Origin of the sequence: Isoptericola hypogeus, assembly GCF_039531145.1 — a bacterium.
Taxonomy (GTDB): domain Bacteria; phylum Actinomycetota; class Actinomycetes; order Actinomycetales; family Cellulomonadaceae; genus Isoptericola; species Isoptericola hypogeus.
The window spans coordinates 29,966-44,043 of sequence record NZ_BAAAPM010000001.1; the positions used below are offsets into that span (position 1 = coordinate 29,966).

Sequence of the window (14,078 nt, forward strand, 5' to 3'; positions counted from 1 at the left end):
CCGCGCCTCAGGCGGCGCCGAGCACCGCCATCGCCGCGGCGCGGCCGGGGATGCCGCTGACTCCCCCGCCGCGCCGCGCGCCGGCGCCCGCGACCAGGACCCGCGGGTGCACGGTCTCGACGCCCCACGTGCCCGGCCGGTCCAGCCCCGCGGCGTCCTCGTCGTCGTCCGCGGCCCACGGCCACGACAGGTCGCGGTGGAAGATGTGCCCGCCCGGCAGGCCGACGTCGCCCTCGAGGTCCACGGGGGTGCGCGCCTCCAGGCAGGGCCGCCCGTCGGCGTCCGCGAGCAGCACGTCCGCGATCGGCTCGGCCAGCACGGCGTCGAGGGACCCGAGGGTCGCCCGCAGGGCTTCGGACCGCGAGCGCTCGGGGTCGTCGCGGAACAGCCGCGCGGGCATGTGCAGGCCGAAGAGCGTGAGGGTCTGAGCGCCGGACTCCCTGAGGCCCGGGCCCAGGATGGACCGGTCCGTCAGCGAGTGGCAGTAGATCTCGCACGGCGGCACGTCGGGGACCCGTCCCGCGGCCGCCTGCGCGTGCGCGGCCCGGAGCTGCTCGAACGACTCGTTGACGTGGAACGTGCCGCTGAACGCCGCCGCCGGGTCGACGCCGTCGCGCAGCCGCGGGAGGCGACGCAGCAGCATGTTGACCTTGAGCTGAGCTCCCTCGGGGCGCGCTGCGGTCGCCCGGCCCGAGGGCGCGGCGCCGCCCGCGGCCAGCAGTCGGTCGAGCGTCGCCGGGGCGGCCCCGGACAGCACGGCGCCGGCCCGTGCGGCGCCGGCGCGCCCGCCGTCGTCGGTCCAGGCGACCTCGGCGTCGCCCCCGGCGGTGCCGGGGTCGACGGCGGTCACCTCGGCGCCCGTGACGATCGTCGCGCCGGCCGCGAGCGCCGCGTCGCGAAGCGCCGCTGTGACGGCGCCCATGCCGCCGACCGGCACGTCCCAGTCCCCCGTGCCGCCCCCGATCACGTGGTAGAGGAAGCAGCGGTTCTGCACGAGACTCGCGTCGTCCAGGTCGGCGAAGGTGCCGATGAGCGCGTCCGTCGCGACCACGCCGCGCACGACGTCGTCGGCGAACGTCGCACGGAGCGTCTCGCCGAGCGGGCGCTCGACCAGCGCGCGCCAGGTCTCGTCGTCGTCGACGAGGGCGCGGGCCCCGGCGGGGGGCAGCAGCGGCTCGGTCACCGTCGGGAAGAGCCGCCGCGCGAGACGGCCGGTCGACGCGCCGAACCGGCGCCACGCGTCGTGGTCCGACGGCGGCGCCCCGATCGCCGCGAACGACGCCCGCGTGGCCGCGTCGTCGCCCGTGTCGACGAGCAGCCCGCCGTCCCCGACCGGCGTGTACGAGGCGTACCGCCTCCGGACCAGCCGCACGGGCAGCGCCAGCTCGTCGACCACCCGGCGCGGCATCAGCGAGACCAGGTAGGAGTAGCGCGACAGGCGCGCGTCGACGCCGTCGAACACCGGCGCCGAGACGGCGGCGCCGCCCACGTGGTCCAGGCGCTCGAGCACGAGGACGCTGCGCCCGGCCCGGGCCAGGTACGCGGCGGCGGTGAGCCCGTTGTGCCCTGCCCCCACCACCACGGCGTCGTAGCGGGCAGCGGGCGATGGCGTCGTCGACATGCGGCCCATCCTGCCCCGGGCGCCGGGCCCGCTGGTAGCGTCCCGGGACGTGAAGATCCTCGTGCCCGGCAACGTGCCGTTCGACCTGACGATCGACGTCCCCGGGGTGGAGGTGGCGCACTACGTCATGCGCGACCTGGTGCCCGAGGAGCACACGGACGCCGACGCGCTCGTCACCTGGTCCAGCCCCCAGCGGGTGCTGGAGGACGCCGCACGCCGGATGACCGGGCTGCGCTGGGTGCAGACGCTCAACGCCGGCCCCGACCAGGCGCTCGCGGCGGGGTTCGCGCCGGACGTGGTGATCTCGTCCGGCCGGTCGCTGCACGACGCCACCGTCGCCGAGCACACGCTGGCGCTGGTGCTCGCGTCGGTGCGCCGCCTCGACCGCACCCTCGGGGCGCAGGCCGAGCACCGCTGGGACCGCGACCTGGGCCGCGAGCAGGCGAACGACGAGGCGCGCTTCACGCTGCACGGCGCGCGGGTGACGGTCTGGGGCTTCGGGTCGATCGCCGCCGTGCTCGCGCCGCTGCTGGCTGCGCTCGGCGCCCGGGTGACGGGGGTCGCGTCGTCGGCGGGCGAGCGGTACGGGTTCCCGGTGGTCGCGTCGTCGGCCGTCGACGAGATCCTGCCGACGACGGACGTGCTGATCTCGCTGCTGCCTGCCACCGACGCGACCCGGCACGCGCTGGACGCGCGCGTGCTCGGCCTGCTGCCCGACCACGCCCGGTTCGTCAACGCCGGCCGCGGCGCGACCGTCGACGAGGCGGCCCTGGTCGCCGCGCTGCAGGACGGGACGATCGCGGGCGCGGCCCTGGACGTCACCGAGACGGAGCCGCTGCCGGCACAGTCCCCGCTCTGGGACGCGCCGCACCTGATCCTCACCCCGCACGTCGCCGGTGGGCGCCCGCAGGGCGCGGCGGCGTTCGTCGCCGAGCAGCTGCGGGCGTGGCTGTCCGACGGCGCGGCCGGGCTGCGCAACGTCGTGCGCCGGTAGTAGCGTCCCGCCGTAGCCACGCCGTTCGCCGGCGCCCCTCACTGAGCAGAGCGTTCCGCTCAGCCGAGCTCGTCCAGGGGCCAGAACCGGACGGTCTTGTCGACGCTCCCGGACGCGAGCCAGCGCCCGTCGGGACCGAACGCCACGCCCCTCACCGCGTAGTCGTGCGATGCCTCCAGCCGCTGCTTCCCGGTCGTCAGGTCCCACAGGCACACCGTGCCGTCCTCGCCGCCCGTGGCCAGCCATCGGCAGTCGTGGCTGAAGGCCACTGTCCTCGCGACGCCGTCGAAACACAGATGCCGACTCCCCGAGGTCGCATCCCAGACCTGTGCCGTCCCGTCGCTCCCGGCGCTCGCCAGCCACCGACCGTCGCGGGACGCCGCGACTCCGCACACGGAACCACTCTTGTGGCGCACCGCGAACACCTCGTTCCCGGTCTCCGCGTCCCACAGCACTGCGGTGCCGCCTGGCCGACCACCGAAGACATGCTCGCCCCCGGGCGTGAACACCACCGACTCGACACCGACGGACTCGATCGCCCGGCGGATCTTCCCCGACCGGGCGAACAGGACCTGCACGGGCCGGCCGGTCCCGGCCACCACCGCCCGGTCGCCCTGCGGGCCGTAGGCCACGGCACGGATCGGCCCCTCCTTGCGCGGGCTGAACGCGGCGGCCGGTTCGCCCGTCCGCACGGCGAGCTTGTGGCAGGTCCCGTCGTCGCACCCGACGAGGAGCCACCGCCCGTCGGGGCTGAACGCGACGCCGGAGACGTCGTTGAAGAAACCGCAGACGACGCGAGTCCAGAGGAGCTCCTGACTGGCGACCGACCACATCCGGACGCGCTTTCGCGACCCGGTCGCGAGCAGGCGCCCGTTCGCGCCGACCGCCAGGTCCGTCACCCACTGCCCCACGTCCCAGCGGCGCAGCGCCGTCGGCCGCACGATCACCGCCTCCGCCTGGCCATGTCCCTTCTTCCGTCCCTTCGTCGCGGGTCCGGCAGGCCGCGGTGTCGGCGCCGAGCCGGTCCGACCGACAGGTCTCACTGCTGCCGCCGGTCCCGGAACGGCAGGCACGTCGCCTTGCCGCTCAGCCGGGTCTCCCCTGCTGTCCCCCTGGTCCCGCGCCGTTGCGGCCCTGGGATCGTCGACCTCCGGCAGCAGTGCCGCCGCAACGCCCTCCCGGGCGGGCACGTTCCTGGCGCCGTCGGTCTTCGGGCCGACATCCGCCGCGACAGCACCTGCCGAGCCGGCCACCTCGATGTCGGACTCCGTGTCGACGTCGAAGATCTGGCCGTCCGGAGCACGCAGGTACAGCACCGGCGTGCCCCACTCCACGGCGTTCTGATCGTGGCGCACGGCCTTGCGGGCGTCGCCCACGGCGGCGTCCAGCGGGTAGCCGTCGGCGATCGCCTCGTACAACCCGTGGGAGAACACGATGGCCGCCCTGTCCGTGATGTCGGCCTGCATCGCCACCACCGCGGGGATGCCGCGGCGGACCAGGCTCTGAGCGGTGCCGCCGTACGGGTCCTCCCGTCCGCCCCGCGCACCCTCGCAGGCGTTCAGCACGCACAGGCGCAGCGTCCGGTGGTCGTGGAGCATCTCGCCGAACTCCGAGCCGCGGACGTGGACGCCCCGGCCGTCCGGACCCTCGACGATCAGGTACCCGTCGCCGTCGCGCTCGTCGTAGGCCCCGTGGCCGATGAAGTGGAAGACGTGGTACTCGCCTCGACGCAGCGCCTTCTGCAGGTCGGACATCCGCCCGCCCGGCAGCAGCTCGACGACCACCTTGCCCGCGCCCTCGAGCTCGCCGAGAGCCTCCCGCATCCGCGCCCACTCGTCCTCGACGTCCAGGACGTCCTCGTCGTTCGGGCTCGAGATCATCACGAGCACGCGGAGCGGCGGGTGGACCAGCAGGGGTTTGATGCTGCCCCGAAGGTGCAGGTACCGGATGACCGGAGTCCACTCCGACAGCGCCAGGTAGGCGGCGCTCTCCCGGTCGTAGAGGAACTCCCACGGGAGCTCGGCGAGCTCCGGGCAGTCGGTCAGCCGCAGCCGCAACCGGAGCCCGCACCCCTGGGCCTCGGCCTGGTCGCGGCTCTGGACCAGCGCCAGGTGCAGGGCGTCGTGGAAGACGGCGTCGAAGAGGTCGGCACCGAACTTCTGCACCGCGCGGTCCTCGTCGGTGCGGGTGTGGCGGACGGCGCTGCGCCGGCCGATCCGGTGGAAGAAGCGCTCGAGCTCGGCGCTCGAGAACGGGGGCGACACGGGGACCGCCGACGTCTCCCCCGACGGCGCTCGCAGCACGCGCGCCTGGTAGCCGCGCTCCAGGTCCCCCTCGACCAGGAGGTCGAAGTCCAGATAGCTTCGCGAGCGCAGCACGGCGGGCCCGGTCAGCTCGTCCCGGGGCCCTGCCCGGCGCTCTGCCCGGCACCCTGTCCGGCGCGCCAGGTCAGCGTCACGCGGAAGTTCGCCTGGGCCTCCGCTGCCGCGATGATCGCGCCTGCCGCCGCGGTGAGCTGCACCCCGAACTCGACCTGGATCGTCTCCGGTGTCGTCCCGAGGTCGCGCATCTGCCGCAGCAGCACCTCGGCGGCGGGCCGGACGCTCGCCACGGCCGCCTCGAACGACTGCTGCGCCTGCTGGACGACCCGCGTCGACGCCCCGCCGCGCGTCACGGTGTCCGTCCTGCCGGCGTCACCGGCCACCAGCAGGGACCCACCGCCCTCGAGCGGGAACTCGATGATCTGCGGCATCCCGCGACTCCCTCGTGCGCGCGGCGTGACGAGGTCCACCCGCTCGTCAGGGGCGAGTCGTCGCCGAGCCTTCACCCAGGATGAGCATGCGCGACCGTCCGCGATACGGCGGGCGCGAAAGTTCACCCGGCGACGCCGCGTGCCCCGGACGGCGCGACGTCGCCGCCCGGGATCTCACCACCGACCGGCCCGCGGCCGCGGCTGGCAGACGGGGCACGTGTACGAGGAGCGGTTCATGAACGGGTCGCGGCGCACCGGCGTCCCGCACCGGAGGCACGGTTCGCCCGCGCGGCCGTAGACCGCGAGCCCGCGGGCGAAGTAGCCGGACTCGCCGTTGACGTTCACGTACAGGGCGTCGAAGCTCGTCCCGCCCGCCGCGAGCGACTCGCGCATCACCTCGGCGGCGGCGTCGAGCGCGCGGCGGATCTCGACGGGTCGCAGCCGGTCCGTCGCCCGCGCGAAGTGCAGTCGCGCGCGCCACAGCGCCTCGTCCGCGTAGATGTTCCCGACCCCCGACAGCAGCGTCTGGTCCAGCAGCGCCCGCTTGATCCCGGTGCGCCGGCGGCGGACGGCGGCCACCACCGCGTCGACGTCGAACGCCGGGTCGAGCGGGTCGCGGCCGATGTGCGCCACCGGCTCGGGCACGGCGGGCAGGTCGCTGCCCCGGCCGCCGGGCGCGCCGTCGGGCGTGGGCGCCAGGTCGACGATGGACAGGTGCCCGAACGTCCGCTGGTCGACGAAGTCGAGGTACGAGGCTCCCGACGGCGCGTGGCTCAGGTGGAGGCGCACCCGCAGGTGGGGGTGCGCCCAGTCCCCCGCGACGGCGGGGTCGCGCACCAGCAGCTGGCCCGACATGCCGAGGTGCGCCAGCAGGGCGGCGTCCGCGCCCTCGAGCGGCAGCCAGAGGAACTTGCCGCGGCGGGCGGCGCCGGCGAGGCGGCGGCCGCGCAGCTGGTCCGCGAAGCCCGCGGGGCCGCCGTCGTGCCGGCGCACCGAGTAGTCGCGGAAGACCTCGACGTCCCGCACGACCGCACCCACCACGAGGCGCTCGAGGCCGTCCCGGACGGTCTCGACCTCGGGCAGCTCAGGCACCGGCGGGAGGTTCCTGGGTCTCGACAAGCTCGACCGGCGAGGCAGGCTCGACCGCCGAGGCAGGCTCGACCGCCGAGGATCCCGGCACGGGGACCGACTGCAGCGCGCGGTAGGCCTGCTCCGCGGCGGCCTGCTCCGCGTGCTTCTTCGCCGTGCCGGTGCCCAGCCCGAGGACCGTGCCCGCGGACACCTGGGCGTGGAAGACCCGCGCGTGCTCCGGACCCTCCGAGGAGACCTCGTACACGGGAGCGCCGAAGCCGCGCACGGCCGCCGCCTCCTGCAGGGAGGTCTTCCAGTCCAGCCCCGCGCCCAGGTCGGCGGCGGCCTCGAGCGTGGGGTCGACCAGCCGGTGCACGAGCCCCCGAGCGGTCTCGAGGCCGTGCGAGAGGTACGTGGCGCCGATCAGCGACTCGACCGTGTCCGACAGGATCGAGTCCTTGTCGAAGCCGCGGGTGCGCAGCTCCCCCTTGCCCAGCAGCACGTACCGGCCGAGGTCCAGGTGGCGGGCGATGGCGGCGAGCGAGCGCTGCGACACCGTCGCCGCGCGCATCTTCGCCAGCTCGCCCTCGGGCTGGTCGGGGTGGCGCCGGTACAACGCCTCAGTCACGACGAGCCCCAGGACGGTGTCGCCGAGGAACTCGAGCCGCTCGTTGGTGGGGATGCCGCCGGCCTCGTGCGCGAACGACCGGTGCGTCAGCGCAAGGACGAGAAGCTCGGGGTCCAGGTGGACCCCGAGCTTCTCGAGAAGAGCGGTCGGCTCCGGTCGCTGCCGGGTGCCGGGTGCAGGCATGTCAGCCCGCGTGCTCGGTGCGCAGCGCCTCGGCGTACTGGCGGCCCTTGTACGCGCCACAGGTGGGGCACGCGGCGTGGGACAGCTTCTGTCCCTTGCAGCTGGGGCACGTCGTGAGGGTCGCCGCGGAGGTCTTCCACTGCGAGCGACGCGCACGGGTGTTGCTGCGCGACATCTTGCGCTTCGGAACAGCCACGGCTAGCTCTCTTTCTTGTCGTCGGACACGCTCGACTCCTCGAGCATGGTCTGCAGCGCCGACCACCGAGGGTCGACGACGTCGTGATGGTGGTCAGGATCTTCTGCCAGCCGCGCCCCGCACTCGGAGCACAGGCCAGGGCAGTCCTGACGGCACAGCGGTTGAAATGGTAGTGCAGTGACCAGCGAATCCCGAACGGCGGGCTCGATGTCGGCCAGGTCGTCGACCAGCACCGCCTCGTCCTCCGCGTCCTCGTCGCCCGACTCCTCGGCCGCCTGGACGCGCTCAGGGTACGCGAACAGCTCCTGGACCCGGACCGTCACCTGCTTCGACACCGGGTCGAGGCAGCGGACGCACTCGCCGACCGCCGTGCCGCGCACGACGCCCGTCACGAGCACGCCCTCCAGGACCGACTCGAGCCGCAGCCCCAGCATCAGATCGGCGCCCTCGGGGATGCCGATGACGGCCGTGCCCAGGTCCGCGGGGGCCTGGACCTTGCGCGAGACCTCCTGCATCGTGCCGGGACGCCGCGAGAGCTCGTGCGTGTCGAGCACGAGCGGCGAGCGCTTGTCGGTACTGATGGCAGGCTCCAGGTCTGATGGTGCGCAAGAAAAGGGGGTGCGGCCCGGACTCGGGGCCAGCGACCTAGTCTAGGGCATCTCCGGGGCGCCGCGCACGACGCCGCGGAGTGACCCGCCTCTCAGGACGACTGCGCCCGCGGCCAGCCCGGATCCTGCACGGAGTCCCAGCGCACGCGGGGGGCATCGCCCTCGAGCCGGCCGGCCAGCTTCTCGCGTCCGGCCCGCACCTGCGCGCCCAGCGCGTCGAGATCCTGCTGGAAGTCCGCGAGGCGGCGGTCGCAGTACTCGTCGGCGTCGGTGCGCAGGGCGGCGGCCTTGCGCTCGGCCTCCGCGACGATCTCCGCGGCACGCGACTGCGCCTGCACCACGACCTGCTCGGCCTGCACCAGCTCGATCGCCCGGGCGCGCGCCGAGGCCACGATCTCCTCGGACCGGCGGTGCGCCGAGTCGAGGGAGTCGTGCGCCTCCGCGAGCACCTCGTCGGCGCGGGCCACCTGGGTCGGCAGCGCATCGCGCAGCTCGTCGACCAGCCCCAGCGCCTGGTCGCGGTCGATCTTGACGTTCGTGGACAGCGGGCTGGACCTCGCGTTCTCCACTAGCGCCGCCAGGTCGTCGAGGATCTCCAGCAGGCCCGCGGTGGGGTTCTCCCCCGCCGCGACCCCGGTCGTCGCGCCCTGGGGCGCCGTCGTCTCGCTCATCGTTCGCTCCTTGGTCGTGCGAGTGCCGCGTGCACCGAGTCCGCGACCCCGGGCGGCACGAGGTCGTCGATCGGCCCTCCGAACCGGGCCACGTCCTTGACCAGCGACGACGCGACGTGCGCGTACCGCGGGTCGCCCGGCACGAACACCGTCTCGACGCCGGTCGAGCGGCCCGTCAGGTGCCGGTTCATCAACGCCATGGGCAGCTCGGCGTCGAAGTCCGCGCCGCCGCGCAGTCCCTTCACCACGGCCACGGCGCCGACGTCGCGGCAGAAGTCCACGAGCAGTCCCGGGACCTCGGCCACCCGCACGTCCGCCGTGGCAGGGTCCGCCTCGAGCGCGCCCCGCGCGAGCGCGATCCGCTCCTCGGGAGCGAGCAACGCGTTCTTGGCGGCGTTGCGGGCGACGCCGACCACCACGACGTCGAACATCCGGCGGGCGCGCCGGACGATGTCGAGGTGGCCGAGCGTGATCGGGTCGAAGGACCCGGGGCAGACGGCGATGCTCACGCGGCCACCGTAGGCCGCCCGGCGGCCCCGCCCGGGGATTTGGGCCCGGCCCGTCGCGGGGTGCCGCCCGACGGCGCCGAGCGCTACGCGCCGGGCTCGGCGCCGGGCTCGGCGGCGGGCTCGGCGTAGTGCACGGCCGTCTCGCCGTAGTCCTTGCGCGCGAACGCGGCGAGCCCGGCCGGCCATGACGGCTCCGGGCTGCGGGCCGACCGCTCCACGACGACGACCGCGCCGGCGGCGAGCACCCCCGGTGCGGCGAGGTCGGCGAGGACCCCGCCGAGCGCGTCGTCGGACAGGTCGTACGGCGGGTCGAGGAAGACGAGGTCGAACGGGCCGGGTGCGCTCCGGGCGTACCGCTCCGCCGCGTCCCCGACGACGCTGACGCTGCCGCGCAGGCCCAGCGCCGCGACGTTGCGGCGCGCGACGTCGGCGGCCTTGCGCGCGACGTCGACCAGCACGACCTCGGCGGCGCCGCGGCTCGCCGCCTCCAGCCCCAGCGCGCCCGACCCGGCATACAGGTCGAGCACCCGGGCGCCGTCGAGCACGTCGAGGTGCTCCAGCCGGGAGAAGATCGCCTCGCGGACCCGGTCGCTCGTGGGGCGCGTGCCCTGGGGCGGGACGGCGATGGTGCGCCCGCCGACGGTCCCGGCCACGATCCTCGTCATGGCGACGAGCGTAGGTCACGCGCGCTCGAGGAACTCCTCCTGCTCGTCGTCGAGCTGCGCGGCGATGGCGGCCTGCAGCTCGGGCTGGAAGTCCAGGTCGGGGTCGGACTCGACGACGGCGCTCGCCTCGTGCCGCGCCTGGGAGATGACGTCGGCGTCCTGCACCACCCGCAGCAACCGCAAGGAGCTGGACCGCCCGGACTGGGCCGCGCCCAGGACGTCGCCCTCGGACCGCAGCTCGAGGTCGAGCGTGGCCAGGCGGAACCCGTCGGTCGTCTCCGCGAGCGCCTCGACGCGGGCCGCGGCCGGCGTGCCGGGCTGGGCGGTGGACACGAGCAGGCACAGGCCGGGCGCGCTGCCGCGGCCGACGCGCCCGCGCAGCTGGTGCAGCTGGGAGAGCCCGAAGCGGTCCGCGTCGAAGACGACCATCACGGTGGCCTCGGGCACGTCGACGCCGACCTCGATCACCGTCGTCGACACCAGCACCTGCACCTCGCCCGTCGTGAAGCGGGCCATGGCCGACTCCTTGTCGGCGGGCGCCATCTGGCCGTGCAGCACCCCCACCTCCAGCCCGGCGAGCTGCGGCGTCTCGCGGAGCATGTCGGCGACCTCGAGGACGGCGCGCAGCGGCGCACGCTCCCCGGCCTGCCCCGTGCCGTCGCCGTCGACGAGCTCGAGCAGGTCCGGGACGTCGTCGAAGTCCTTGCTCGGCGACTGCCCGGCCGCGGCCAGGTCGGCGTCGGGGTGGATGCGCGGGCACACGACGTAGACGCGGTGCCCGGAGTCCACCTCCTCGCGCACGCGTGCCCAGGTGCGCTCCAGCCAGCGGGGGTTGCCCGCGGGCACGACGTGCGACGTGACGCCCGCCCGCCCCGCCGGGACCTGGGTGAGGGACGACGTCTCCAGGTCGCCGAAGACGGTCATGGCCACCGTGCGCGGGATCGGGGTCGCCGTCATGACGAGCAGGTGCGGGGCCGTGCGCCCCTTGGCCCGCAGCGCGTCGCGCTGCTCGACGCCGAACCGGTGCTGCTCGTCGACGACGACGAGGCCCAGGTCCGCGAACTGCACCTGCTCGCCCAGCAGGGCGTGCGTGCCGACGACGATGCCCGCCTCCCCGCTCGCGGCCTGCAGCAGCGCCGCCTTGCGCGCCGCCGCCGGCAGCGAGCCGGTGAGCAGCGCCACCCGGGTGCCGTGCTCGGCCCCGCCGAGCAGCCCGCCCTCCGCGAGGGGCCCGAGGAGCTGGCGCAGCGTGCGGGCGTGCTGGGCGGCGAGCACCTCGGTGGGGGCGAGGAGCGCGGCCTGCCCCCCGGCGTCGACCACCTGCAGCATGGCGCGCAGCGCGACGACCGTCTTGCCCGAGCCGACCTCGCCCTGCAGCAGCCGCTGCATCGGGCGGGGCTCGGCGAGCTCGCGCGCGACGTCCTCGCCGACGGACCGCTGACCGTCGGTCAGCGTGAACGGCAGCGCGGCGTCGAAGTCGGCGAGGACGCTCGCCTCCCCGGCCGCACGTGGCGGGCGGGCGGTCGCGTCCTGCGCGGCCGCCCGGACGCGGCGCTGGGCGAGCGCCGCCTGGAGGACGAACGCCTCCTCGAAGCGCAGCCGGTCGCGCGCCCGCTGCCACTCCCGCTGGTCGGCGGGCCGGTGCACGGACCGCAGCGTGTCGAGCCGGCCCGCCAGCCCGAGCCGCGCGCGCACCTCGAACGGCACGGGGTCGGTGACGTCGTCGTCGGTCAGCGGGTCGAGGACGGTGCGGACCGCGCGCTGGATGCGCCAGCTCGGCACCGCGGACGACGCGGGGTAGATCGGGATGGGGCGGCTCGCCTCGAACATCGCCGACTCGGCGTCGTCCGCGTCGACGCCCACCATGACGTAGTCGGGGTGGGTGAGCTGGCGCGTGCCCCGGTACTCGCTGACGACCCCCGTGAACAGCCCGACGCGCTCAGGCCGAAGCTTGTCCTCGTGCGGGCGCAGCGCCCCGGGCCGCTTGGCGAAGAAGGTCAGGGCGAGCTCGTGGTGCCCGTCCGTCACCACGGCCTGCAGCATCGCGCCGCTGCGGGCGCGCATCGTACGCACGGTCGCACGCGACACCCGGGCCATCACGGTCACGTGCTCGCCGAGCGCCAGCCGGTCCATGTCCGTGAGGGTGCCCGGGTCGCCGTACCTGCGCGGATAGTGCCGCAGCAGGTCACCGACCGTCTCCAGCCCGAGCTTGGCGAGGGGCGGCGCGCTGCGGGTGCCGATCACCTTCGACAGGGGCTCGTCCTCGCGCCCGCGCGGGGCGCCCTCCTGCGCGCTCATCCGTCCACCTCCGTCGCGATCTCGATCTCGTCCCCCGGGCGGCCCGTGGGCAGGACGAGCGCCTCGGCCCCCGCCGCCTCCGCGGCGCGGACCACCGCGTCGACGGCGACGTCCCCGACGCCGGCGTCGACCAGCACGGTCACGACGTCGGCCCCCGCCGACCCCTCGAGGAGCGCCGCGAGGGCGCCCGCGCCGCGGTCCGCGCCGACCCGCACCACACGCAGCCCGTCGAGCGCCGCCCGCAGGGCCTCCGGCGCGCCGCCCGGGGCTTGGTCCGCCTCCGCGAGCGCGGCCAGCGCGACCACCAGGTGTGCGTCCGTCGGCGCGTCGAGGACGACGACGACGTGCTCGTCCTCCGGCTCCCCGGCACGGTGCGCGTCGAGCGCGGCCGCCACGCCGGGGCCGGCGTCGAGCGCCGGGCCCGGCAGCACCAGCACCTGGGGCTGCGGGCTACCGACCGCCGCGACGGCGAGATCCTCCGCCGTCACGGGTGCGTCGAGCCCGACGAGGACGACCGCGCCGGTGCGCGCGAGCTCGCCGGCGAGCCCCGGGGCCGTGGTGGCCGCGACGACACCCCACCCGGGGCCCGGGGCGTCGCGCGTCGCGAGGTGGCGTACGTGCACGTGCGAGACGGTCGCCCGCGCCGCCCACCGGCGCGCGACGTCGAGCGCGGCGTCCAGGTCGACGGTGTGCACGTGCGCCTGCCACAGGGTGTCGGCGTCCGGCTCCGCGTCCGCCAGGGCCGCCCCGGACGGGTCGGCCCCGCCCACCACGACCACGGAGCCGCCGACCGCGCCGAGGTCGCGGCGCAGCGCGTCCGCGACGGCCCCCGTCGCGTACTCGCCGGCGCCGGCGGGACGGTGGAGCACGAACATGAGCTCGAGCTCGTCGTCGTGCGGACCGGCCGGCACCACTCCGCCGGCGGGCGGCCTCAGGTCGATGTCGAGCGTCACGGGCGCCATGCTGCCCGGCACCTCCGACATCCCGCCCGCCGTCCCGACCGCCCGGTGGGCCTCCGCCAGGGCGTGCAGCACCAGCAGCAGCCCCCCGGCCCCGGAGTCCAGGACGCCGGCCTCCCGCAGCGGGGCGAGCGTCTCGGCGCTGGCGAGCGCGGCGTGCCGGGCGCCGCGTCGCGCCGCGTCGAGCAGTCCCTGCCGGTACGCGGCCGGGCCCCCGGGCACGAGGTCGCCGTCACGCTCGGCACCGCCCCGGGCGGACTCGTCGCGGGCGGCCCCGGCCGCTGCCTCGGCGGCCGTGAGGATCGTGCCAGGCGCGGGGCGCGCGACGGCCCGGCGCGCGGTCCGCGCCGCGGCGTCGAGGGCCACCTCGAGCGGCTCGCGGCGGGTCGCCGCGGCGGCGAGGCCGCGCAGCCACTCGCTCAGGATGACGCCGGAGTTGCCGCGGGCGCCCAGCAGGGTCCCGCGGGCGAGCAGCCGCAGGAGCCGCGCCCCGTCCGCCCCTGCGGGCTCGGCGCGCACCGCGTGCGCGCCCTCGCGCAGCGTGAGGAACATGTTGGTGCCGGTGTCCCCGTCGGGGACGGGGAAGACGTTGGCGCTGTCGAGCGTCGCCCGGGCCGCTCCCAGCGCGTCGACGGCGAGCGACGCCCACGCGCGCACGACGTCGGCCTCGAGCAGCTCGGCCGGGTGCACGACGAGCGCCACGCCACCTCCTCCTCGCGGGTACGGTCCCGCGGGACCCGCCGTGTCGTTCGAATGTCCAGCGCCGGACGTCCGCCGTCGGGGCGCCGGCCCGGGCTCCACGGTAGCGGTGGGGCCGCGGTGATCGACCCCACGTTGAGGCGGCCCCCGAAAGTCGGCTATCCTCGTGTAGTTGCCCGGGCTGTCCTGGGCTCCCCCAGACCACCATCCCCACATCCTGCTGC

General features: G+C 75.7%; 13 protein-coding genes. 1 reads left to right on the top strand and 12 read right to left on the bottom strand.

The genetic code is table 11. The features are described 5' to 3' along the window. Nucleotides 1-7: 7 nt before the first annotated feature. Complete coding sequence (locus tag ABD254_RS00135) at nucleotides 8-1,621, bottom strand: phytoene desaturase family protein (RefSeq protein ID WP_344244425.1); 1,614 nt, start codon at nucleotides 1,619-1,621, stop codon at nucleotides 8-10. A 49-nt stretch (nucleotides 1,622-1,670) separates the two neighbouring features. Between ABD254_RS00135 and ABD254_RS00140 the strand changes: the two genes are divergently transcribed. Then, complete coding sequence (locus ABD254_RS00140; protein ID WP_344244426.1) at nucleotides 1,671-2,615, top strand: NAD(P)-dependent oxidoreductase; 945 nt, start codon at nucleotides 1,671-1,673, stop codon at nucleotides 2,613-2,615. A gap of 59 nt (nucleotides 2,616-2,674) precedes the next feature. Here ABD254_RS00140 and ABD254_RS00145 read toward each other — a convergent pair whose 3' ends face one another. The 11 genes from ABD254_RS00145 to ABD254_RS00195 form a co-directional block, all read right to left on the bottom strand. Continuing rightward, nucleotides 2,675-4,993, bottom strand: a complete 2,319-nt coding sequence (locus ABD254_RS00145) for a CHAT domain-containing WD40 repeat protein (protein WP_344244428.1) — start codon at nucleotides 4,991-4,993, stop codon at nucleotides 2,675-2,677. Between the two features lie 11 nt (nucleotides 4,994-5,004). Beyond that, nucleotides 5,005-5,367: a CU044_2847 family protein gene (locus ABD254_RS00150; RefSeq protein WP_344244430.1), complete on the bottom strand. Its 363-nt coding sequence runs from the start codon at nucleotides 5,365-5,367 to the stop codon at nucleotides 5,005-5,007. A gap of 174 nt (nucleotides 5,368-5,541) precedes the next feature. After that, nucleotides 5,542-6,459, bottom strand: coding sequence for a bifunctional DNA-formamidopyrimidine glycosylase/DNA-(apurinic or apyrimidinic site) lyase (gene mutM / locus ABD254_RS00155; protein WP_344244432.1), 918 nt, complete (start codon nucleotides 6,457-6,459; stop codon nucleotides 5,542-5,544). Next, the gene (rnc, locus tag ABD254_RS00160; RefSeq protein ID WP_344244434.1) at nucleotides 6,452-7,249 is read right to left on the bottom strand and encodes a ribonuclease III; all 798 of its coding nucleotides are present in this window, start codon (nucleotides 7,247-7,249) and stop codon (nucleotides 6,452-6,454) included. Before rnc ends, mutM begins: the two co-directional genes overlap by 8 nt. A gap of 1 nt (nucleotide 7,250) precedes the next feature. Next, nucleotides 7,251-7,445, bottom strand: coding sequence for a 50S ribosomal protein L32 (gene rpmF, locus ABD254_RS00165; protein ID WP_188522577.1), 195 nt, complete (start codon nucleotides 7,443-7,445; stop codon nucleotides 7,251-7,253). 2 nt (nucleotides 7,446-7,447) lie between these two features. Further along, on the bottom strand, nucleotides 7,448-7,999 hold the full coding sequence (locus ABD254_RS00170) for a YceD family protein (protein ID WP_344244438.1): 552 nt from the start codon (nucleotides 7,997-7,999) through the stop codon (nucleotides 7,448-7,450). A 146-nt stretch (nucleotides 8,000-8,145) separates the two neighbouring features. Further along, complete coding sequence (locus ABD254_RS00175; protein WP_344244440.1) at nucleotides 8,146-8,724, bottom strand: ATP synthase subunit B family protein; 579 nt, start codon at nucleotides 8,722-8,724, stop codon at nucleotides 8,146-8,148. Next, a complete protein-coding gene (gene coaD, locus ABD254_RS00180) occupies nucleotides 8,721-9,233 on the bottom strand; it encodes a pantetheine-phosphate adenylyltransferase (RefSeq protein ID WP_344244442.1) in 513 nt (170 codons plus the stop codon). The genes ABD254_RS00175 and coaD overlap by 4 nt, the downstream gene beginning before the upstream one ends. An 83-nt stretch (nucleotides 9,234-9,316) precedes the next feature. Continuing rightward, the gene (rsmD, locus tag ABD254_RS00185) at nucleotides 9,317-9,898 is read right to left on the bottom strand and encodes a 16S rRNA (guanine(966)-N(2))-methyltransferase RsmD (protein ID WP_344244444.1); all 582 of its coding nucleotides are present in this window, start codon (nucleotides 9,896-9,898) and stop codon (nucleotides 9,317-9,319) included. A gap of 15 nt (nucleotides 9,899-9,913) precedes the next feature. Next, nucleotides 9,914-12,196, bottom strand: coding sequence for an ATP-dependent DNA helicase RecG (locus tag ABD254_RS00190; protein ID WP_344244446.1), 2,283 nt, complete (start codon nucleotides 12,194-12,196; stop codon nucleotides 9,914-9,916). Beyond that, nucleotides 12,193-13,857 (bottom strand): DAK2 domain-containing protein, encoded by a 1,665-nt coding sequence (locus ABD254_RS00195; protein ID WP_344244448.1) that lies wholly within the window; start codon nucleotides 13,855-13,857, stop codon nucleotides 12,193-12,195. Before ABD254_RS00195 ends, ABD254_RS00190 begins: the two co-directional genes overlap by 4 nt. Nucleotides 13,858-14,078 lie beyond the last annotated feature (221 nt).

Coding starts and splice junctions, on each gene's coding strand:
- ABD254_RS00135 (WP_344244425.1), bottom strand. CDS start 1,621: ATGTCGACGACGCCATCGCCCGCTGCCCGCTACGACGCCGTGGTGGTG.
- ABD254_RS00150 (WP_344244430.1), bottom strand. CDS start 5,367: ATGCCGCAGATCATCGAGTTCCCGCTCGAGGGCGGTGGGTCCCTGCTG.
- rnc (WP_344244434.1), bottom strand. CDS start 7,249: ATGCCTGCACCCGGCACCCGGCAGCGACCGGAGCCGACCGCTCTTCTC.
- ABD254_RS00175 (WP_344244440.1), bottom strand. CDS start 8,724: ATGAGCGAGACGACGGCGCCCCAGGGCGCGACGACCGGGGTCGCGGCG.
- rsmD (WP_344244444.1), bottom strand. CDS start 9,898: ATGACGAGGATCGTGGCCGGGACCGTCGGCGGGCGCACCATCGCCGTC.
- ABD254_RS00190 (WP_344244446.1), bottom strand. CDS start 12,196: ATGAGCGCGCAGGAGGGCGCCCCGCGCGGGCGCGAGGACGAGCCCCTG.